This window comes from Amycolatopsis thermalba (assembly GCF_023376025.1).
GTDB lineage: Bacteria > Actinomycetota > Actinomycetes > Mycobacteriales > Pseudonocardiaceae > Amycolatopsis_E > Amycolatopsis_E thermalba.
Genome location: NZ_CP091196.1, coordinates 6,302,401 through 6,323,047, shown reverse-complemented (window position 1 = coordinate 6,323,047; position 20,647 = coordinate 6,302,401). Strand labels below are relative to the sequence as shown.

The 20,647-nt window shown below is 72.6% G+C and carries 21 protein-coding genes; 10 read left to right on the top strand and 11 right to left on the bottom strand.

Annotated features, from left to right (window positions below; translation table 11 throughout):
- The first annotated feature begins 31 nt into the window (after positions 1–31).
- Entirely contained in the window at positions 32–622 is a 591-nt protein-coding gene (locus L1857_RS30615) for a TetR/AcrR family transcriptional regulator (RefSeq protein WP_094006157.1), read from the top strand.
- Here the strand turns inward: L1857_RS30615 and mce are convergent.
- The gene (mce, locus tag L1857_RS30610) at positions 619–1,062 is read right to left on the bottom strand and encodes a methylmalonyl-CoA epimerase (protein WP_094006158.1); all 444 of its coding nucleotides are present in this window, start codon (positions 1,060–1,062) and stop codon (positions 619–621) included. The genes L1857_RS30615 and mce overlap by 4 nt on opposite strands.
- Before the next feature lie 118 nt (positions 1,063–1,180).
- On the opposite strand from mce, the gene L1857_RS30605 reads away from it, so the two are divergent.
- A complete protein-coding gene (locus L1857_RS30605) occupies positions 1,181–2,368 on the top strand; it encodes an acetyl-CoA C-acetyltransferase (RefSeq protein WP_094006159.1) in 1,188 nt (395 codons plus the stop codon).
- Positions 2,368–3,336, top strand: coding sequence for a methylmalonyl Co-A mutase-associated GTPase MeaB (meaB, locus tag L1857_RS30600; RefSeq protein WP_249467046.1), 969 nt, complete (start codon positions 2,368–2,370; stop codon positions 3,334–3,336). Before L1857_RS30605 ends, meaB begins: the two co-directional genes overlap by 1 nt.
- On the opposite strand, the gene pdxR is transcribed toward meaB, so the two are convergent.
- Complete coding sequence (gene pdxR, locus L1857_RS30595) at positions 3,316–4,674, bottom strand: MocR-like pyridoxine biosynthesis transcription factor PdxR (RefSeq protein WP_116111242.1); 1,359 nt, start codon at positions 4,672–4,674, stop codon at positions 3,316–3,318. The two genes, meaB and pdxR, sit on opposite strands and share 21 nt — an antisense overlap.
- A 45-nt stretch (positions 4,675–4,719) precedes the next feature.
- Between pdxR and L1857_RS30590 the strand changes: the two genes are divergently transcribed.
- Complete coding sequence (locus L1857_RS30590) at positions 4,720–5,184, top strand: carboxymuconolactone decarboxylase family protein (RefSeq protein WP_116111243.1); 465 nt, start codon at positions 4,720–4,722, stop codon at positions 5,182–5,184.
- Positions 5,181–5,891: an isocitrate lyase/PEP mutase family protein gene (locus L1857_RS30585; protein ID WP_116111244.1), complete on the top strand. Its 711-nt coding sequence runs from the start codon at positions 5,181–5,183 to the stop codon at positions 5,889–5,891. The genes L1857_RS30590 and L1857_RS30585 overlap by 4 nt, the downstream gene beginning before the upstream one ends.
- 45 nt (positions 5,892–5,936) lie before the next feature.
- Here L1857_RS30585 and L1857_RS30580 read toward each other — a convergent pair whose 3' ends face one another.
- The 6 genes from L1857_RS30580 to L1857_RS30555 form a co-directional block, all read right to left on the bottom strand.
- Positions 5,937–6,911, bottom strand: a complete 975-nt coding sequence (locus L1857_RS30580; protein ID WP_094006164.1) for an ABC transporter substrate-binding protein — start codon at positions 6,909–6,911, stop codon at positions 5,937–5,939.
- Positions 6,912–6,945: 34 nt separating this feature from the next.
- Positions 6,946–7,980 (bottom strand): ABC transporter permease, encoded by a 1,035-nt coding sequence (locus L1857_RS30575; RefSeq protein WP_116111245.1) that lies wholly within the window; start codon positions 7,978–7,980, stop codon positions 6,946–6,948.
- Between the two features lie 88 nt (positions 7,981–8,068).
- Positions 8,069–8,836 (bottom strand): ATP-binding cassette domain-containing protein, encoded by a 768-nt coding sequence (locus L1857_RS30570; RefSeq protein WP_094006166.1) that lies wholly within the window; start codon positions 8,834–8,836, stop codon positions 8,069–8,071.
- The gene (locus L1857_RS30565; protein ID WP_116111246.1) at positions 8,836–9,861 is read right to left on the bottom strand and encodes a class I mannose-6-phosphate isomerase; all 1,026 of its coding nucleotides are present in this window, start codon (positions 9,859–9,861) and stop codon (positions 8,836–8,838) included. Before L1857_RS30565 ends, L1857_RS30570 begins: the two co-directional genes overlap by 1 nt.
- A complete protein-coding gene (locus L1857_RS30560) occupies positions 9,858–10,841 on the bottom strand; it encodes a LacI family DNA-binding transcriptional regulator (protein ID WP_116111247.1) in 984 nt (327 codons plus the stop codon). The genes L1857_RS30565 and L1857_RS30560 overlap by 4 nt, the downstream gene beginning before the upstream one ends.
- A 104-nt stretch (positions 10,842–10,945) precedes the next feature.
- Entirely contained in the window at positions 10,946–12,184 is a 1,239-nt protein-coding gene (locus tag L1857_RS30555; RefSeq protein WP_116111248.1) for a retropepsin-like aspartic protease, read from the bottom strand.
- Positions 12,185–12,270: 86 nt separating this feature from the next.
- On the opposite strand from L1857_RS30555, the gene L1857_RS30550 reads away from it, so the two are divergent.
- The 3 genes from L1857_RS30550 to L1857_RS30540 all read left to right on the top strand — a co-directional run bounded on the left by L1857_RS30550 (position 12,271) and on the right by L1857_RS30540 (position 14,557).
- On the top strand, positions 12,271–12,933 hold the full coding sequence (locus L1857_RS30550) for a response regulator transcription factor (protein ID WP_094006170.1): 663 nt from the start codon (positions 12,271–12,273) through the stop codon (positions 12,931–12,933).
- Positions 12,924–14,063, top strand: a complete 1,140-nt coding sequence (locus tag L1857_RS30545; RefSeq protein WP_233157314.1) for a sensor histidine kinase — start codon at positions 12,924–12,926, stop codon at positions 14,061–14,063. The genes L1857_RS30550 and L1857_RS30545 overlap by 10 nt, the downstream gene beginning before the upstream one ends.
- Before the next feature lie 131 nt (positions 14,064–14,194).
- Positions 14,195–14,557: a DUF3817 domain-containing protein gene (locus L1857_RS30540; protein ID WP_094006171.1), complete on the top strand. Its 363-nt coding sequence runs from the start codon at positions 14,195–14,197 to the stop codon at positions 14,555–14,557.
- Positions 14,558–14,653: 96 nt separating this feature from the next.
- On the opposite strand, the gene trxA is transcribed toward L1857_RS30540, so the two are convergent.
- Together trxA and L1857_RS30530 are read right to left on the bottom strand one after the other, a co-directional pair.
- Entirely contained in the window at positions 14,654–15,568 is a 915-nt protein-coding gene (gene trxA, locus L1857_RS30535; RefSeq protein WP_198958260.1) for a thioredoxin, read from the bottom strand.
- A gap of 70 nt (positions 15,569–15,638) precedes the next feature.
- On the bottom strand, positions 15,639–15,938 hold the full coding sequence (locus L1857_RS30530) for a thiamine-binding protein (protein ID WP_020420187.1): 300 nt from the start codon (positions 15,936–15,938) through the stop codon (positions 15,639–15,641).
- A gap of 77 nt (positions 15,939–16,015) precedes the next feature.
- On the opposite strand from L1857_RS30530, the gene L1857_RS30525 reads away from it, so the two are divergent.
- A complete protein-coding gene (locus L1857_RS30525; RefSeq protein WP_094006173.1) occupies positions 16,016–16,516 on the top strand; it encodes a MarR family winged helix-turn-helix transcriptional regulator in 501 nt (166 codons plus the stop codon).
- A gap of 4 nt (positions 16,517–16,520) precedes the next feature.
- Here L1857_RS30525 and L1857_RS30520 read toward each other — a convergent pair whose 3' ends face one another.
- Entirely contained in the window at positions 16,521–17,957 is a 1,437-nt protein-coding gene (locus L1857_RS30520) for a neutral zinc metallopeptidase (RefSeq protein WP_249467041.1), read from the bottom strand.
- Between the two features lie 38 nt (positions 17,958–17,995).
- Here L1857_RS30520 and glgP point away from each other — a divergent pair, with 38 nt between their 5' ends.
- On the top strand, positions 17,996–20,554 hold the full coding sequence (gene glgP / locus L1857_RS30515; protein WP_249467040.1) for an alpha-glucan family phosphorylase: 2,559 nt from the start codon (positions 17,996–17,998) through the stop codon (positions 20,552–20,554).
- Positions 20,555–20,647: the final 93 nt, after the last annotated feature.

Genomic DNA, 20,647 nt, shown 5'->3' with positions numbered 1-20,647 from the left:
GGGCCGGCGAGCTGTACGAGAGGCGGGCGGAGTGGCGCGGACCGAACACGGGGACGACCTCCCGGCCAAGGAGCGGATCCTCCGCGCGGCCGAGGACCTGTTCGCGGAAAGCGGTTTCGACGCCACTCCGACCTCCCGGATCGCCGAGCGCGCCGGCGTGCCGAAGGGCCTGGTGCACTACTACTTCCGCCGCAAGTCCGACCTGCTGAGCGCGCTGATCAAGCGGTTGCCCGACGAGCAGATCGACGCCACCCGCGTCGTCGTGCCCGGGGACATCGCGGAGAGCCTGCGGCGGCTGGTGTCCGAGCTCGACGCGCGCCTGGCCCGGTCGCGGATGCTGTCCCACCTGCTGTGGCGGGAGGCGGACACCCACCGCGCGGTGCGGGACGCGCTGCACGACCGGTTCCAGCAGCTGGTCCGCCAGGTGCGCACGGTGATCATCGCCGCCGGGGACGGCGCACTGCCGGTGGCCGACGTGGACAGCGCGGCCGGGCTGCTGGCGCTCGCGGTCAGCTACCGGCACTCGGTGGCGCGGCACGGCGGGGACGATCCGCCGGACCTGATGGAGCGGGAGCTGAACTTCATCGCCGACGCGCTGATGGCCCGGCCCGCGCCGGGTTAGTGCGACGCGGCGGGCTCGACCAGCTCGACCAGGACGCCGCCGGCGTCCTTCGGGTGCACGAAGTTGACCTTGCTGTTCGCGGTGCCGCGCTTGGCCTTGTCGTACAGCAGGCGCAGCCCCTTGGCCCGCAGCGCCTCGGCGGCGGCCTCGACGTCGGTGACGCGGTAGGCGACCTGCTGCAGACCGGGGCCCTTGGTGTCGAGGAACTTCCCGATCGTCGAGTCCGGCCGCAGCGGCGCGAGCAGCTGGACGGCGGGGCCGTTCTCGTCGCCCGGCGCGTGCAGCATCGCCTCGCGCACGCCCTGCTCCTCGTTGACCTCGGAGTGCGTGGCGATCATGCCGAAGTTGTCCGCGTAGAAGTCGATCGCGGCGTCCAGATCGGCGACGGCGATGCCGACGTGGTCGATGGTCGTCACGAACGGCTTCAGCGCGTCATTCATAGTGGTGAGGATAAGGCTTGGCACCGCGGTGCGTGGGTGCCGCGGCTCACACCTGTACTGGACGGCCGCTCCGGGTATCGTCGGATCGACCGCCGTCGTTCGTCTGTTGGAGGCTGTTGTGTCCGGTTCCGTCATCCTGGGTGCGGCGCGTACCCCGATCGGGCGTCTGCTCGGTTCACTGAAGGACTTCACCGGGGCGCAGCTCGGCGGGATCGCCATCAAGGCCGCGCTCGAGCAGGCCGGGGTCTCCCCGGACCAGGTGCAGTACACGATCATGGGCCAGGTGCTCACCGCAGGCGCCGGCCAGATCCCGGCGCGGCAGGCCGCGGTGGCCGCCGGCATCCCGATGGACGTGCCCGCGCTGACCATCAACAAGGTGTGCCTGTCCGGCCTGGACGCGATCGCGCTGGCCGACCAGCTCATCCGCGCCGGCGAGTTCGACCTGGTGGTCGCGGGCGGCCAGGAGTCGATGACCCAGGCGCCGCACCTGCTGCCCAAGTCGCGCTCCGGCTTCAAGTACGGCGACACCACGCTGCTCGACCACATGGCCTACGACGGCCTGTTCTGCGCCTTCGACCAGTGCGCGATGGGCGCGTCGACGGAGAAGTACAACTCCCGCTACGGCATCACCCGCGAGGACCAGGACGCCTTCGCGGCCCGCTCGCACCAGCGCGCGGTCGCCGCGACCGAGGCCGGGCGGTTCAAGGCCGAGCTGGCGCCGGTGTCGATCCCGCAGCGCAAGGGCGACCCGGTCGTGTTCGACACCGACGAGGGCGTGCGTGCCGACACCACGGCCGAGAGCCTGGCCAAGCTGCGCCCGGCCTTCGCCGCCGACGGCACCATCACCGCGGGTTCGGCGTCGCAGATCTCCGACGGCGCGGCCGCGGTGATCGTCGCCAGCCGGGCCAAGGCCGAGGAGCTGGGTCTGGAGCCGCTGGCCGAGATCGGCGCGCACGGCGTGGTCGCCGGGCCGGACGCGAGCCTGCACGAGCAGCCGTCCAACGCGATCAAGGCCGCGCTGGCGAAGGCGAAGCTGGACGCGAGCGCGCTGGACCTGGTGGAGATCAACGAGGCGTTCGCCGCGGTCGGCCTGGTGTCGACCAAGGCGCTGGGCATCGACCCGGAGATCGTGAACGTCGACGGCGGCGCCATCGCGCTCGGCCACCCGATCGGCGCGTCCGGCGCCCGGCTGGCCGTGCACCTGGTGCACGAGCTGCGCCGCCGCGGTGGCGGTCTCGGCGCGGCCGGGCTGTGCGGTGGCGGTGGCCAGGGTGACGCGCTGCTGATCAAGGTGCCCGCGCTGTAGTGCCACTGGACGTCGGGGAGCTCGTCGACCGCGCGCGGGAGGGACAGCCGCGCGCGGTCGCCCGGCTGATCTCGCTGGTCGAGGACGCGCACCCGCGCCTGCGCGAGGTGGCCGCGGCGCTCACGCCGCACACCGGGCGGGCGCGGGTGATCGGCCTGACCGGACCGCCCGGGGTCGGCAAGTCGACTTCGACGTCCATGCTGCTGTCCGCGTTGCGCGCGGAGGGCAAGCGGGTCGGGGTGCTGGCGATCGACCCGTCGTCGCCGTTCTCCGGCGGCGCGCTGCTCGGCGACCGGATCCGGATGACCGAGCACGCGACCGATCCGGGCGTGTTCATCCGGTCGATGGCCACCCGCGGGCACCTGGGCGGGCTGTCCTGGGCGACGCCGCAGGCGGTGCGGGTGCTCGACGCCGCCGGGTTCGACGTCGTGCTGATCGAGACCGTCGGTGTTGGACAGTCCGAAGTGGACGTCGTGAAGCTGGCCGACACCACGGTGGTCCTGCTGGCGCCCGGGCTCGGCGACGGGATCCAGGCGGCCAAGGCCGGGGTGCTGGAGATCGCCGACGTGTTCGTGGTGAACAAGGCCGACCGCGACGGCGCGGAGATCGTGGTGCGCGACCTGAAGCAGATGATCGCCTTCGCGCGCCGGGAGATCCGCGGCGAGAGCTGGCGGCAGCCGATCGTGCGCACGGTCGCCGCCCGCGGCGAGGGCGTGCCGGACCTGGTCAAGGCGCTGTCCGAGCACCACGACTGGCTCGCCGCGCACGGGGAGCTGGCCCGCCGCCGCGCCGAGCGGGCCGCGAGCGAGGTGGCCGCGATCGCCCTGCGCGAGCTGCAGGCGCGGCTGACCGACCTGCACGGCGGCGGGCACCTGCCGTCGGTGGCGAAGAAGGTCGTCGACCGCGAGCTGGACCCCTACACCGCCGCGGACGAGCTGCTGGCCGCGTTACGGTCCGACCGCGCGTAGCCCGTCCACCAGCGCCTCCACCGCGGGGCCGAACGCGTGCTCGGCCGGGGTCGCGTAGCCGATCACCAGCCCGCCGGGACCGGAGCCCATCCAGTAGCGGCTCAGGTGGTCCACCGCCACCGACCGGCGGCGCAGCGCGCGCAGCACCGCAGCCTCGCCGGGCACGCGCAGCACCAGGTGCAGCCCGGCGGAGATGCCTTCCGGCACGAACTCCGGCGGCAGTGCCGCGAGCAGCCGGTCCCGGCGGCGGCGGTAGGCGACGCGGCGCTGCCGGACGTGCCGGTCGTAGGCGCCGGAGTTCAGCAGGTCGGCGAGGACCAGGTGGTCCACCACCGGCGACCGCCAGCCCAGCGCCGCCATCGTGTCGCGCACCGGGCCGACCAGGCGCCGCGGCAGGACCAGCCACCCGATCCGCAACGCCGGCGCGAGCGTCTTGCTGACCCCGCCCGCGTAGACGATCCGCTCCGGCGCCAGCGACTGCACCGCCCCGACCGGCTGGCGGTCGAACCGGAACTCGCCGTCGTAGTCGTCCTCGATCACCAGGCCGCCCGCCGCCGCCCAGCCGGCCAGCGCGGAGCGGCGTTCCGGCGCGAGCGTGACCCCGAGCGGGTACTGGTGCGCGGCCGTCACGACCGCCACCGGACTGTCCAGGTCGGACACCCGGATCCCGCGCTCGTCCACCGGCACCGGCACGATCTTCGCGCCGCCCCGGGCCGCGCCCTCGCGGAACTCCGGCAGCGACGGGTCCTCGAAGGCGATCTCGTCGAACAGGTGGCCCAGCACGCCGATCGCGTGCGAGTAGCCGCCGCACACCACGATCCGGTCCGGCTCCGCGAGCACGCCGCGGCTGCGCGCGAGGTACCGGGCCAGTGCTTCGCGCAGCGCGGCCGGCCCGGCCGGATCGCCGTAGTCGAACGAGCCCGCGGGCATCGACTGCACGACCCGGCGCGTGGCGGACGCCCACGCCGCACGCGGGAACGCCGACAGGTCCGGCCGCCCGGGGAACAGGTCCCAGCGCGCGTCCCGGAACCAGGCGGAGGTGGGCGGCCCGGACTTCTCGCGTGGTTCGGCCGGGGTGCGCGTGTCCGCGGCCACCCGGGTCGGCGCGCCCTGCCTGGTGCGCAGGTACCCCTCGGCGGTCAGGTCGTTGTAGACGCGCGTGACGGTGCCGCGGGCGATGCCGAGGTCGGCCGCGAGCGCGCGCGTGGACGGCAGCGCCGTGCCGGGGGCGAGCCGGCCTTCGCGGACGGCGCGCCGCAACGCGTCGGCCAGCCCGCGCCGCCCCTCGGACGGCGACCAGTCGAGATGCAGATCGGAACTGGACCACGAACCTGTCACGAAACTGGACCATACCCGTGGGCCAGCGCGGGTTAGTTTGGTCGTATGACCGAGCGAATCCAGTTGTCCGCCGCGCTGCCCGAGGCCTACCAGTCGATCCTCCACCTGCACACCGTCGTCGAGAAGGCGGCCGCGGACGCGGGACTGGACCAGCGGCTGATCGAGCTGGTGAAGATCCGCGCGTCGATGCTCAACGGGTGCGCCTACTGCCTCGACCTGCACGCCCGGGACGCCCGCAAGCTGGGGGAGAGCGAGCGGCGGATCCTCATGCTCAGCGCGTGGTGGGAGACCGACCTCTACACCGAGCAGGAGCGGGCCGCGCTCGCGCTGACCGACGCGATGACCCGGCTGCCGCAGCACCAGGACGTGCCCGACGACGTCTACCAGCAGGCGACCAGCGTGTTCACGCAGGAGCAGTACGTCGCGGTCGCCTGGGCGGCGACGGTGATCAACGCCTTCAACCGGCTCGGGGTCACCAGCCACAAGCCGCTCCCGGCGAACCCCCGGTGACCGCCGAGGCGCTGCGGGCGCTGCACGTCCCGGGCGACCCGCTGATCCTGCCGAACGCGTGGGACGCCGACACGGCGCGGCTGGTCGAGGAGGCCGGGTTCCCGGTGGTGGCCACGTCCTCGGTCGCGGTCGCCGCCGCGCTCGGCTATCCGGACGGCGAGGCCGCGCCCGCCGGGGAGATGTTCGCCGCCGCCGCGCGCATCGCCCGCGCGGTGTCGGTGCCGGTGACGGTGGACGCCGAGAGCGGCTACGGGCTGTCCGGGTCCGAGTTCGCCGCGCGGCTGCTGGACACCGGCGCGGTCGGCTGCAACTACGAGGACACCGACCACCCGCGCGGCGGCCTGCGACCGGTGGACGAGCAGGCGGCCCGGCTGGCGGCGGTGCGCGAGGCCGCGGGCCGGGACCTGGTGATCAACGCCCGCATCGACGTGTTCCTGGGCGCCGCCGACCCGCGTGCCGTGCTGCCCGAGGCGATCGAGCGGGCGCGGGCGTATCTCGCGGCGGGTGCGGACTGCGTGTACCCGATCCTGTTGCGGGACCGCGAAGTCCTGGGCGAGTTCGTGCGGGCGGTGAGCCCGGCGGCGGTCAACGCCAACGGTCCCGTCGCCGAACTGGCCGGGCTCGGCGTCGCGCGGGTCTCGCTCGGCGCCGGGCTGTGGCGCGCGACCCGCGGGTGGCTGACCCAGCACCTGAAGACGCTGCGGTGACGCCGGGGAGGTGCGTACCCCCAGGGGCGCACCTCCCCGGCTCCCTCAGCAGGACTGCTTGTAGAAGTACTGGCTGTGGGCGTCCATGTTCGCCTTGGTGAGGGAGTGCAGCGGCGCCGTGAGGTTGCGCGTCACCGGCCTGCCCTCCAGCGCGGCGACCGCCTGCTGGACGCCCTGCTGCCCGATCATCGCCGGGTCCTGCGCGATCAGCGCCTGGTACTCGCCGTTGCGCAGACCCTCCACTTCGGACGGGCTCGCGTCGAACCCGACCAGCTGGACCTGGCCCGCCTTGCCGGCGCCGCGCAGGCCCGCCGCCGCGCCCTCGCCGGTGTTGAGGTTGGTCGCGAAGATCCCCACCAGGTCCGGAGTGGACGCCAGGGCCGCGGTCACCTTCGACATGGCCTCCCCCGGCTCGTTCTGCGTGAACTGGATGCCCACCGACTTCAGGTTCGGGTACTTCTTCAGCTGCTCGGAGAACCCGGCCGCGCGCGCGTTCGTCGTCGAGGTGCCCGCGATCGTGTCCAGCACCAGCACCGATCCGGACTTCCCGCCGACCAGCTGCGCCAGCGTGTCCGCCGCGAGCTGACCGCCCGCCGTGTTGTCCGACGAGATCGACGACTGCGCCACGCTGGTGTCCTTCAACGACGTGTCGACCTCGATGATCTTCACCCCGCGCGCGGCGACCTGCTGGATCGGCGCGAGCATCGCCGTGTCGTCGGTCGGCGCGATGAGCAGCGCGGCCGGTGGGTTCGACCCCAGCGCGTTGACCTTCTCCGTCTGCAGCGCGGCGTCGAACTTCTGCGGCGCCGAGGTGTCCAGCGTGTAGCCCAGCTTCTGCGCCTCGGCCTGCGCGCCGCACTGCATCGAGATGTAGAACGGCTCCGCCTGCACGCCCGGGATGAGCGTGAGCCGCTTGTTGTTCTCCACCGGCGCGCCGCCGGAGCCGCCGACCTGGCCGGACCCGCAGGCGGCCAGCAACACCGCGGCCGCCGCCAGTCCGGCGATCCTCGCGAACCTCATCCGATCCCTCTCCCTACCTCGCTGTATTGGGATGTCACCGGGAATTGCGTGCGCGGCGGCGCCGCTGGTCGAACCACACTGCGGCCACCAGCACCGCGCCGACCGCGATCATCTGCCAGAAGTCCTGGACGTGCGTGATGTTGAAGCCCTTCTTCAGCACGGCCGGGATGAACACCCCGATCACCGTGCCCAGCACCGATCCCACCCCGCCGAACAGGCTCGTCCCGCCCATCACGGTCGCGGCGATCGCGTTGAGGTTGTCGTTGGTGTGCGCGGTGATCGTGGTCGAGGCGTAGTAGGCCAGCGACAGGAAGCCCGCGACCCCGGCCAGGAACCCGGTCAGCAGGTACACCTTGAGCAGGTGCGCGGTCACCGCGATCCCGGCCCGGCGCGCGGCCTCGGCGTTCGACCCGACGGCGTAGGTGTAGCGGCCGAAGCGGGTGGTGTGCAGCAGCCACGCGCCGATCAGCGTGATCACCGCGGCCACCAGCACCAGGTTCGGGATGCCGCCGAACGACGTGCCGTAGCCGAGCGTGCGGTTCAGCGTGGTGGGCACGCTGCGCACGTCGGAACCGCCGTTGAGCAGGTACGCCGCACCCAGCGCGGCGCCCATCGAGCCGAGCGTCACGATCAGCGGCGGGATCTTCGCCACCGCGATGAGGAACCCGTTGATCAGCCCCCACGCCGTCCCGGCCAGCACCGCGGCGATCAGCCCGACGGTGATCACGCCCCAGCCGGCGGCGCTCGCGTTGCCGCCGGAGAGCGCCTCCATCGTCTTGCCGCAGACCATGCCGGAGAAGATCAGCACCGAGCCGACGGACAGGTCGATGCCGGAGGTGATGATCACGAACGTCATCCCGACCGACAGCACGAGCAGCACCGACGTCTCGATCAGCAGCGTCTGGAACGTGAACACGGTGGCGAACTCGTTCGGCGCGAGCACGGTGAACACCGCGATCAGCGCGAGCAGCACCAGCGCGATCCAGAACGTGTTGGCGCCGATCAGCCGCTGCCCGAGGGACCGCTTGCCGATCCCGCCGCTCACCTCGGTCTGCACCGCCGTGCTCACGCCGCCTCCTTGGCGGACGCGGCAAGCCGCGGCGGTGTTTCTGCGTCGGCGAGCGTGGTGTTCGATGATTCGGACCTGCAAGCAGTCCTCATGCCGCCTCCTCGTGGGTCAGTGCGCCGGTCATCGCCGCCACCAGGTCCTCGAGCTTGGTCTCGGCCGCCACGAACCGGGCCACGCGCGTGCCCAGCCGCAGCACCTCCACCCGGTCGGCCACCGACAGCACCTCGGGCATGTTGTGGCTGATCAGCACCACCGCGATGCCCTCGTCGCGGACCCGCCGGATCACGTCCAGCACCCGTTCGCGCTGCACCACGCCGAGCGCGGCGGTCGGCTCGTCCATGAACACGACCTTCGACGCCCACACCACCGACCGCGCCACCGCGACGCTCTGCCGCTGCCCGCCGGACAGCGAGCCGATCGGCACGTCGGTGCTCTGCAACGTCACCCCGAGCCGCTGGAACTCCTCGACCGCGCGCCGCCGCATCTCGGCCTTGTCGAGCATGCCGAGCCGGCCGAGGATGCCTTTCCGGCGGATTTCCCGGCCGAGGAACAGGTTCGCCGCCGGATCGAGTTCCGGGGCGACCGCGAGGTCCTGGTACACCGTCTCGATGCCCAGCCGCCGCGCGGTCACCGGTGAGTCGAGCGACACCGTCCTGCCGTCCAGCCGGATCTCGCCGGAGGTCGGCTGCTCCGCACCGGACAGGCACTTGACGAGGGTGGACTTCCCCGCGCCGTTGTCCCCGATCAGTGCGGTCACCTCACCCGCGCGGGCCTGGAAGGAGGCGCCGCGCAGGGCCTCCACCGAGCCGTAGTGCTTGACCAGGTTCCGCGCGTCCAGCAGGACGGTGTCGCTCATCAGCGCGCTCCGGGCGCCGGGGGACGACAGCGGATGACGGTCAGGTCGCCGGCCAGTTCGAGCTGCCCGGCGGCGTGCGGCACCACCAGCGTCTCGCCCTTCGCCACGGCGATCTCCCCGCCGTGCTCGGTGCGCAGCGTGCCCCGGCCGTCGAGCGCCACCAGCACGGCGAACGACGGGTCGAGCGCGAGGGCGGGGGACGGGCGCAGCTGGTCGGCGCGGAAGAACTCCGCCGACCCGGCGGCCAGCAGGTCCACAGTGGACCCGGGCTCGTCCGCGGTGTGCTTGACGATGCTCGCCAGCCGGTCGTCGTCCCAGCCGGAGGTGTCCAGGGCCCGCAGCGCGGTGTCGAACCCGAGGCCGAGGTGCCCCTGGTCCGGGTCGTCCAGGAAGTTCCGCCACTCGATGGTCAGCGAGAAGTCGGTCGGCTGCTGGAGTTCGACGACGAACACGCCCGCGCCGATCGCGTGCGGCAGACCGGCCGGGATGTAGACCGTGTCGCCGGGGCGGACCGGGACGCTGTTCAGCGCGCTGAGCATCGCGTCGGTGTCCTGCTCGCGCACCCATTCGCCGACCGTGGCCGGGCTGACGGTGTCCCGGAAGCCGGGGTGGACGCGCGGGTCGTCGCCGCTGGTGCCGACCACGATCCAGGCCTCGGTCTTGCCGAAGTGCGAGTCGAAGTGCTCGCGCGCGAAGGCGTCGGTGGGGTGGAAGTGCACCGGCAGCCGCTGGCCCGCGTCGAGCAGCTTGACCAGCAGCGCGGTGGAGTCGTGGAACGCGGCCACGTGCTCGGCGCCGAGCCAGGACTTCGGGTCGTCGCGGACGGCGTCCCGCAGCCAGCGGCCGTCGGGCAGCCGGGTCAGCCCGGCCTCCTCCTGGCCGAAGCGGGTCGTGGTCGAGGCGACCCAGTCTTCGGGACCGAACGCCGAGTCCTGAGTGGATGCTCCGCGGAGTTCGGCGATGGCCGCGCCGCCGCGGTAGAACTGGGCCGGCTGGTTGGCCGGGAGCTTGATCGGGGCGGTCACGGGGCCACCTCACCGGAGCCGCGGGGAACGAGGTGCACGGGCAGGACAACCTTTCTCGGTGCGGAGGCATCGCCGTTGATGCGGGCGAACAACAGCTCGGCCGCCGCCGACCCGAGACGGCTCACGTCGTGCGCGACGACGGTCACCGGCGGGTCGAGCAGGTCGGCCAGTTCGAAGTCGTCGAAACCGACGACGGCCGGGCGCGGCGTGACGTGGGCCAGCGCCCGCAGCAGGTGGACGGTGACGCGGTTGTTGCCGGCGATGATCGCGGTGGCCGGATCGGGATCGGCGAGCAGGCGGGCCACCGCGTCGGCGACGCTCTGCCGGGTGGGCGGGCGCAGGATCGCCAGGCGCTCGTCGAAGCGCAGCCCGGCGCGGGCGCACCCCTCGCGGTAGCCGCGCAGGCGCTCGGCGGCGGTGTAGATGTCCGGCCGGTCGCCGACGAAGGCGATGCGGCGGTGCCCGTGCCGGGCCAGGTGGGCGACCGCCTCGACGGTGCCGCCCAGGTTGTCGACCAGCACGGTGTCGGCGGCGATGTCCCCGGCCGGGCGGTCCACGAACACCACCGGCGTGCCCGCGCGCATCTCCGGCAGCAGGTAGCCGTGCTGGGTGCCGGCCGGGACGATGAGCAGCCCGTCGACCCGGCGGGAGCAGAATTCGAGGGTCAGTTCGCGTTCGCGGTCGGAGTCCTCCTCCGACGAGCCGGACAGCACGTGCCTGCCGAAGGCGGTGGCGACCTTCTCGGCCGCGCGGGTGAGTTCGGAGTAGAACGGGTTGCCCACGTCCTCGACGACCAGGCCGATGGTGCCGGTGGTCGAGCCGCGCCGCAGGTTGCGGGCGCCGAGGTTGCGCCGGAACCCGAGCTCGTCGATGGCGGCCAGCACGCGTTCGGCGGTCTCCGGGTGCACCGCCGGCTCGTCGTTGACCACCCGGGAGACCGTCTTGATGCTCACCCCGGCCAGCCGGGCGACGTCGTTCATCGTGGCGCGCCGCGACGCCTTCCCCGGACCCGGCGACAACGTTGTCATAGCGGGTGGATTTCACACCACCGGGCGGCGGTGTGTCAACCGCCGCCCGGCCGGGGTCACCGCTCCAGGTAGCAGTTCATGCCGGTGTAGTCGAAGGTGAGCGCGAAGGGCTTGAAGAACTCGTGGGTGAAGTTGGCGACGATGTCGAACCCGAACATCGCCGACTGCCCGGGGCCGGGCGTGCCCATGACGGGACCGTCGCTCGCCGATCCGCGCACGTCGTGGGCGACGGCCCGGCCCATCGAGACCCGCTCGGCGACGATCGGGTAGACCGGCCTGCCGTTGAGCTCGCCGGGGTTGGCGTGGTCCACCGCGATGCCCGCGCGCTCGGCGATCTCGACCGTGGTGTCCAGGCCGTGGGCGATGCCGCCGGTGTCCAGCGTGACGATCTTCGGCCCGTAGTCGTTCAGGCTGCCCATCGAGCACGGGTAGTGGTCACCGGCCAGCCACAGCGGCAGCCGCTCGCCCCGGGGCCGGAACGCCGTGTCCTTCCGGCGCAGCACCAGGGCGCGGCCTGCGTAGTCCATCGTGGTCAGCAGGTGGTAGAAGACCGTCGTGCCGATCACGCCCGCGGGTGTCGTGCCGTCCGGCCGCGGCGGCTTGCGCTGGTTCGACCACTGCATAGGGATGTTGCGGATCTCCAGATCGCCGAAGCGGATCGACTCCAGGATGCCGAGGTGGAGGGTGACCGGCTGGCCGCCGGCGAAACCGGACACCGTGGCGACCGAGCGCAGACCCAGCTCGTCGGCGACCGCCTGGTCCAGGTCGAGGGTGCCGTAGGTGTCGAGCACGAACCGGCGCGGCTCGCCGCCGTTGACCGAGGCGTCGATCGTCGGCAGCGGATCGAGGTCCTGGAACGGGAGCCGGACCGCCTGCGCGCCGCGGACTTCCCACGGCTTGCCGGCCAGCTGCGTGTAGAGCTTGCCGAACGGTGAGCCACCCAGCAGCGGCACGGCGCGGTCGTGCCGGTCCTGCCGCACGAAGCACTCCACCAGCTTCCGGGTGGTGTCGGCGTCGCCGGGATTCAGTTCCAGCGCGCGGGAGAGGAACTGCTCGGCGTCCGGGAAACGGTTGTGCAGCAAGGCGATGTAGCCGCGCTGGGCCGCCGCCCTGGCGTTCGCGGGGTCCTTGCGGAGCAGCTTGGCGTAGCCGCGGTCGGCGGCGTCGAACGACCCGGCCCGGAACAGCTGGTCCGGATCGGCGCTGGCGGCGCTCGCGAGCCCGGAGGTCATCAGGGGGACGGTCGCGGCGGCCAGACCGGCCTGCCACAGGAAATCGCGTCGGCGGAGAGTCATGCCGCAACACCTACCGAGCGGACCCGATGATCAGCCGATGCCCGAGCCATACGCGATCCATATCCACCCGCGGCCAAGATGGCCGGGTGCGGGTTCTGGTGGTCGAGGACGAGGCGGCCCTGGTCAAGTACCTCGTCGCCGGCCTGCGCCGGCACGGCTTCGCGGTGGACGTCGCCGCGGACGGCGCCGCCGCCCTGGAGAAGTGCGCGGTCACGCCCTACGACGTGGTCGTGCTGGACCGCGACCTGCCGGTGGTGCACGGCGACACCGTGTGCCGCCGCCTGGCCCAGGACGGCACGGCGCGGATCCTGATGCTCACCGCCTCCGGCTCGGTCGCCGACCGCGTCGACGGGCTCGGCCTCGGCGCCGACGACTACCTGGGCAAGCCGTTCGCCTTCGCCGAGCTGGTCGCCCGCGTCCAGGCGCTGGCCCGGCGCAGCACCCCGGCCCGCCCGCCGGTGCTGCGGGCCGCCGGCGTGGTCCTCGACCCCGCGCGCCGCACCGCCGAACGCGACGGCCTGCTGCTGCACCTCACGCCCAAGGAGTTCGGCGTGCTCGAACAGCTCCTGGCCGCGGGCGGGGACGTGGTGAGCGCGGAGACGCTGCTGGACAAGGTGTGGGACGAGCACGCCGACCCGTTCACCAACGCCGTCCGTATCACCGTGGGCACGTTGCGCCGCAAGCTCGGCGACCCGCCGGTCGTCGAGACCGTGACCGGCGCCGGCTACCGGATCAGCCGGTGCACCTGAGCGCTCGCGGCCGCCTCACGCTCCTCTACACCGGGCTGGTCCTGGCTGCCGGTGTCGTGCTGACCGCGCTGACCTACCTGCTGCTGCGCTCGAAGCTGGAGCGGCGGATCTCGCTGCTCATCATCCGCACGCCCGACGATCCCACGCCGGCCCCGCCCGACCTCACCGGAACCGCCGACCAGGTGCGGGACGTGGCGCTGTCCGAGTTCCTCGGCCAGGCCGCGATCGCGCTCACCGTGGTGGTCCTGCTGGCCGCGGTGCTCGGCTGGCTGGTGGCGGGCCGGGTGCTGCGCCCGATCCGCGCCATCTCGGCGACCGCGCGGCGCCTGTCCGCGGAGAACCTCGCCGAGCGCGTCCCGGTCTCCGCGCCCGCGGACGAGCTGGCCGGCCTGGCCACCACGATCAACGGGATGCTCGACCGCATCCAGCAGGGCATCGCCGAGCGCGACCGGGTGCTGCACAGCCAGCGCATGTTCACCGCGAACGCCGCGCACGAGCTGCGCACCCCGCTGACCACCGTCCGCACCGCGATCGACGTCACACTCGACGGCGACCCCAGCCGGGCCGAGCTGCTGGCGATGACCGGCGACATCGCCACCGCGGTCGAGCACAGCCGGCGCACCCTCGACGGCCTCCTGGTGCTGGCACGCAGCCAGACCGGTTCGAACTCGCGCCAGCGGGTGGACCTGGCCGCTCTGGCGGCCGCCGCGCTCGACGGCGCGGCGGCCGCCCACTCGCTGCACGTGCGGTCCGAGCTGGCGCCCGCGCTCACCGACGGCGAACCCGTGCTGCTGGAACGACTGGTGGGCAACCTCGTCGACAACGCCGTCCGCTACAACCACCCCGGCGGCCGGATCGAGGTGACCACCGGCAGCGCCGACGGGCAGGTTGTGTTGTGCGTCTCGAACACCGGGAGCGTGGCGCCGGACGATGCGCAGCGGCTGCTGGAACCGTTCGTCCGCGGCGCGGGCGCGCGCGTGCGCGGCGAATCCGGCGCGGGGCTCGGGTTGTCGATCGTGCACGCCGTCGCCACCGCCCACGGCGGACGCGTGACGCTGGAAGCCCGGCCGTCCGGCGGACTCCACGTGACGGTGTGGCTACCGGAATCCTCTGTGGACGGCCGCTCGTGATGATGATCACGACCCCCGGAGTTCCAGTGAGGACCATCACGCCTCACACTGGGTACCGAAGCGTCCGACAGCGTGGTTGACGTAACCGGAGTCGGACGTTTTCTCATGTGCTTCTCACAAGGAGGAAAGCAGTGACCAGCAAGGCCGCTCTCGTGTTCCGCGTGGCCGCCGTCGCCGAGGCGCTGTCCTGGGCGGGTTTGCTGATCGGGATGTTCCTGAAGTACGTCGTCGACGCCCCGAACGAGGGCGGCGTGCCGGTGCTCGGCATGGTCCACGGCGTCGTCTTCGTCGTGTACCTGATCGTCACGCTGGCCGTGTTCAAGCCGCTGGGCTGGCGCCCGCGCGTGGTGATCACCGCGCTGCTCGCCAGCATCCCGCCGCTGTTCACCTGGTGGTTCGAGACGTGGGCGCTGCGCACGGGCAAGCTGGACGGCCCGGAGCGCCTCACCTACGGCGGCACCGGCCTCATCGTGCGGGACACCGTCTCCGCCTGATCTCCCACGCGAAAGCGCCGCCGCCACGACATGTGACGGCGGCGCTTCGTGCTGTCGTCAGGCGGGCTCCCCGCGGCGCGGGGAGCCCGCCTCGTCTCAGAACAGGGCCGACGCGAGGTTCCGGCGTGCCGCCGCGACGCGCTCGTCCGCCGGGTCGAACAGCTCGAACAGGCTCACCAGGTGCTCGCGCACGCGGTTGCGGTCCGGGCCCGCGGTGCGGCGCACCGCCTCGATGAGCCGGGCGAACCCGTCCTCGACCTTGCCCGTCGCCACCTCGTAGTCGGCCGCGGCGAACTGGGCCTCCAGGTCGTCCGGGGAGGCGTCGGCGCGGGCGACCGCCGCCGGGTCGGCCTCGGCGGCGCGGGCGGCGAACCGCACCTGCGCCAGACCGGCCTTGGCCAGCTCGTTGGCCGGCTCGGTGTCCAGGATCCGCTGGTAGGCGGCCTCGGCGGCGGCGAAGTCACCGCGCTCGAACGCGGCCTCGGCCTCGGTGAAGCGCGGGTCCTCGGCCTCCTCGGCGCCACCGGCGCCCGACGGCGGGATGCCCGGCAGCTTGCCCTTCAGCGCCTCCAGCAGCTGGTCCAGCCACTGCCGGATCTCGTTCTCGGGCAGCGCGCCGGAGAACGCGTTGACCGGCTGCCCACCGGCGATCGCCACCACCGTCGGGATCGACTGGACCCCGAAGACCTGCGCGATCCGCGGGTTGGCGTCCACGTCGACCTTCGCCAGCACCCAGGCGCCGCCGGACTGCTCGGCCAGCCGCTCCAGCACCGGGCTCAGCTGCTTGCACGGCCCGCACCACTCGGCCCACAGGTCCACCACGACGAGCTGCTGCAGCGACCGCTCGACCACCTCGGCCTGGAACGTGGCCTCGGTGACGTCGATGACCGCGGCACCGGCGCCGCCACCCCCGGCCGGGGCGCCACTCGACGGCGGCGGGGCGTTGCGCTGGGCCTCGGCCCTGGCTTTGAGCGCGGACAGATCCACCGCGCCGGACAGCGCGGCGGACATGGCGGCTGACTTCGCTGCTGATGCGCGTGGATTTGTCACGCTTCCATCCTGGCATGTACTGTCCGGCGGTTCACCGGAGGTGCTCCTCCAGCCGCTCCACTTTCGCCTCCAGCTGACCGCTGTCGAAGCCCGGCCGGATGTCGGCCTTCAGCACCAGCGACACCCGGGCCGCCCCCTCACCGGCCGCCTCCACCGCCCGCTTCACCACGTCCATGACCTCGTCCCAGGACCCCTCGACGTTGGTGAACATCGCGTTGGTGGAGTTCGGCAGGCCCGAATCGCGGACGACCTTCACCGCCCTGGCGACCGCTTCGCTGACCCCGCCGTCCGGGTCACCGCCGGACGGGCTCACGCTGAACGCGACGATCATCGGCTCTCCTCACGCTTGCGACACTTTGCGCACTACCCTGCCCCCTCGGTCAAGAACCCGCTGGTAGCTTCCCTGCCATGAACCGCCCGCTGCCTTTCGACCCGATCGCCCGCGCCGCGCAGCTGTGGGAGGACCGGATCGGGCCGTCCGCGACGATGGCGGCGGTCACCGGCGTGATGCGCGTGCAGCAGATCGTCCAGTCGGCCGTCGACGGCGCGCTCAAGCCCCACGGCCTGACCTTCGCCCGTTACGAGGCGCTCGTGCTGCTGTCGTTCGCCCGCCGCGGGGCGCTGCCGATGCGGGTGATGGGCGAGCGGCTCCAGCTGCACCCGACCAGCGTGACCAACATCGTGGACCGGCTGGAGAAGGACGGCCTGGTCAAGCGGGTGCCGCACCCGACCGACCGGCGCACCACGCTGGTGGAGATCACCGACGACGGTCACGCCCGGCTGGAGGAGGCGACGAAGGCGGTCACCGCGATCGACTTCGGGCTCGTCGGCCTCACCGCGAAGCAGACCGAGCAGCTGTCCGAGCTGCTCACCAAGGTGCGCAAGGCCACCGGCGACTTCATCGGCTGACGGCTCAGCCGTATTGGGTGCTGCACGGCCCCGAGCCCTGCAGGTACCCGGTGCGCATGGCCTCGACGCGGTTGAACCCGCTGGCCGCCGGCTTGCCCTCGACGTCGGCCGCGACCAGCGAATCCGGTCGCAGCAGGTCCGAGATCGCCTCGTCCAGGTCGCCCGCCGACAGCCGCATCTGCTGACCCTCCTGCGCGGCCACCGCGGCCCACGCCCCGACCAGGCACGCGGTGCGCAGCCCGGCGTTGGCGTTGTCCAGCGACGCGCCGACACCCTTCTGGATGCCCATCGCGTACCGGGACGCGACCTCGGAGAACGCGGCGAAGTCGCCATGCCCGCCGCTGCTGGACCCGGTGAACTCGCCCTCCTGGTCCACCGGCTGCCCCAGCTCGGCCAGCGCGGGCAGGTCGATCCGCACCGTGTGGTCGCTCGTGCAGTACGTCGCGGGCGGGGTGGACGTGCCGTCGGGGCAGGACGCGCCGCCGTCGACGATCTCCGGCGCCTGCACCTTGGCACCGGCGAAGGCCGCGTCGAGGCTGTCCTCCAGCAGGTCGATCGCGTCCTGGTCGACCTCGATGTCGCCGTCCCGGTCACCGGTGTCGAAGGGCCGCTCGGTCAGGCGCGGCTGGATGTTGTCCAGCGTCATGCCCGCGCACTCCCGGGGCCCCTGCTCGAAGCCGATCTGGAAGGCGTAGGTCCGGTCGAACCCGGTGCCGTGCGCGGACCGGTCGGTCGCCGCGGTGCCCGCGCTGTCCCGCACCAGGAACAGCGACGACAGCGCGGAGTTCAGCCCGTCGGAGGTGGACACCGCGAAGTACTTGCTCTTGCCCTCGGCGACCCAGCGGTAGTAGGCGCCGGCGAAGCAGTCGGCCTGCTGCTCCTTCACGATCGTGGGCGTGTTCCGGCTGATGCCTGCCTTGTCGCCGAGCCGGTACTGCACCGCGTGGCCGAACTCGTGGGCCAGCACGGTGACCACCGACAGCGGCCCGAACTGGTCCATCATCGTGGGCAGCAGCACGCCGCGGTCCCACGCCACCGAGTCGTCCATGCTGCAGTAGAAGGCGTTCGCGTTGCCCTTGGTGTCGCCGCAGCCGTTCTCCTGGTTCTCGCCCTCGGAGTCGTAGGACAGCAGCGACTTCACCGGTTCGAACGGCATGTCGAAGCTCGCCGGGAGGGTGTCGGCCCAGTAGTCCTCGACGTCGGCGATGGTGGCGACGGCCACCCGGTCCGCCTCGGTGCTGCTGACGTTGGTCACTTCGAGGTCCGGCTCGGGCGCGGTCGGCTTGAGCCCGCTCTGGAAGTGCGTGATCGGCAGCCCGGCGACGTCACCCTCGGACACCGAGGCGCTCTTCCCGTCGCTGCAACCGGCCAGCCCCAGCGCCACCACCCCGGTCAGCGCCACCAGCGATCGCCGCACCCCGGCCCCCTCGATGTTCGTCACGCTTGTCGCAGCGCACCTTACCGATATCGTCGATCCCCATGAGAGCAATCCGCCGGTTCACCGTCCGCGCGAGCCTGCCCGAGCCGCTGGCCGGGTTGCGCGCGCTGGCCACCAACCTGCGCTGGACGTGGCACCCGCCGACCCGCGACCTGTTCGCGTCCATGGACGACGACCTGTTCCGGCGCGTGCGGGACCCGCTCCGGATGCTCACCGCGGTGCCGCCGGCGCGGCTGGAGGAGCTGGCCGGGGACGAGGACTTCCTCACCCGCGTCCGCGCGATGAGCGAGGACCTGGAGCGCTACCTCACTGAGGACCGGTGGTACCAGCAGCGCCCGCAGGGGGAGCAGTCGCCGGATGCGATCGCGTACTTCTCGATGGAGTTCGGCGTGCACGAGGCGCTGCCGAACTACTCGGGCGGCCTCGGCGTGCTCGCCGGTGACCACCTCAAGGCCGCCTCCGACCTGGGCGTGCCGCTGATCGGCGTCGGCCCGCTGTACCGGTCGGGGTACTTCCGGCAGTCGCTGTCGCTGGACGGCTGGCAGGTCGAGCACTACCCGGTGATCGAGCCGAGCGCGCTGCCACTGGAACTGCTGACCGGCGAGGACTCCGAACCGGTGCTGGTGCACGTCGCGATGCCCCGCGGGCGCGACCTGTACGCGCAGGTGTGGCAGGCGCAGGTCGGGCGGGTGCCGTTGCTGTTGCTGGACACCGACGTGGAGGCCAACGACGAGGACCTGCGCCGCGTCACCGACCGGCTCTACGGCGGCGACGCCGACCACCGCATCCGCCAGGAGATCCTGGCCGGCATCGGCGGCATGCGCGCGGTGCGGCGCTACTGCGAGCTGACCGGCCACCCGCAGCCGGAGGTGTTCCACACCAACGAGGGGCACGCCGGGTTCCTCGGCCTGGAGCGGGCCCGCGAGGTGATCGGCGAGCACGGGCTCGCGTTCGACGAGGCCCTGTCCGCGGTGCGCGCGGGCACGGTGTTCACCACGCACACCCCGGTGCCGGCGGGCATCGACCGGTTCCCGGTGGACCTGGTGCAGCACTACTTCGGCGACGGCCGCCTGCTGCCCGGGCTGGAGCTGCCGCGGATCCTCGCGCTCGGCGCCGAGGACAACCCGGGCATGTTCAACATGGCGCACATGGGCCTGCGCCTGGCGCAGCGGTCCAACGGCGTGTCCCAGCTGCACGGGCGGGTGTCGCGGCGGATGTTCGCGCGGCTGTGGCCCGGGTTCGACGACGCCGAGGTGCCGATCTCGTCGGTCACCAACGGCGTGCACGGCCCGACGTGGGTGGCGCGGGAGCTGACCGCGCTGCTCGACGGCAAACACAGTGACAACAGCGTGTGGGGGCGCAGTGGTGAATCGGGCAAGCTGCCCAGCCAGATGGGCGTGTCCGACGAGGAACTGTGGGCGCTGCGGCGGGACCTGCGGCAGAAGCTGGTGCTCGAGGTGCGGCGGCGGGTGCGCAACGCGTGGCTCCAGCGCGGGGCCTCGGCTCTGGAGCTGGGCTGGGTGAACCAGGTGTTCGACCCGGACGTGCTGACCGTCGGGTTCGCCCGCCGCGTGCCGACGTACAAGCGGCTGACGTTGATGCTGCGCGATCCGGAACGGCTGCGGGCGCTGCTGCTCGACGACGAGCGGCCGATGCAGATCGTGGTCGCGGGCAAGTCGCACCCCGCCGACGAGGGCGGCAAGGCGCTGATCCAGCAGGTCGTGCGGTTCACTGATGACACTGCGATCCGTCGACGAATGGTGTTCCTGCCCGACTACGACATGTCGATGGCGCGCTACCTCTACCGCGGTTGCGACGTGTGGCTGAACAACCCGACGCGGCCGCTGGAGGCGTGTGGCACGTCGGGCATGAAGTCGGCGCTCAACGGCGGGCTCAACCTGTCCATCAAGGACGGTTGGTGGGACGAGTGCTACGACGGCAGCAACGGCTGGGCCATCCCGACCGCGGACGGGATCACCGACCCGCTGCGCCGGGACGAGCTGGAGTCGGCCGCGTTGTACGACCTGCTGGGGCAGCAGGTGGCGCCGCTGTTCTACGAGCGGGACTCCGCGGGCGTGCCGCGCGGGTGGATGTCGATGGTGTGGCACACGCTGGACGTGCTGGGGCCGCGGGTGCAGGCGTCGCGGATGGTGCGCGAGTACGTGGAGACGGCCTACCACCCGGCGGCGGTGACCAGCGCGGCGGCGGCCGCGGACGGCTACGCCGGCGCCCGGTCGCTGGCGGAGTACCGGCGCCGGGCCGACGCGGTGTGGCGGCAGGTGCGGGTGCTGGACACCGAGCTGACCGTGGAGGCGCAGGAACGCCTGGTGGTCGGCGACGAGGTCCGCGTCCGGGCGAAGGTGGACCTGGCCGGGCTGGCACCGTCCGAAGTGGAGGTCCAGACGGTGGTCGGCCGCGTCGGCGACACGGATGAGCTGGCGGAGCCCATGACGGTGCCGATGCAGCCCTCCCAGGAGGGCGAGTACACCGCGACGCTGCGCCTGCCCCGGGCGGGCTCGCTCGGGTACACCGTGCGGATCCTCCCGAGGCACGACCTCCTGGCGACCCCGGCCGAGCTGGGCAAGGTGGTACTGGCCTGACCGCAGAACTCGCGTGCGCGAGCGCAGGACTCGCGCGCGGGAGCGCAGGACTCGCGACAGGCGCGAGTTGAACGTTCGCGCGCGCGAGTTCCA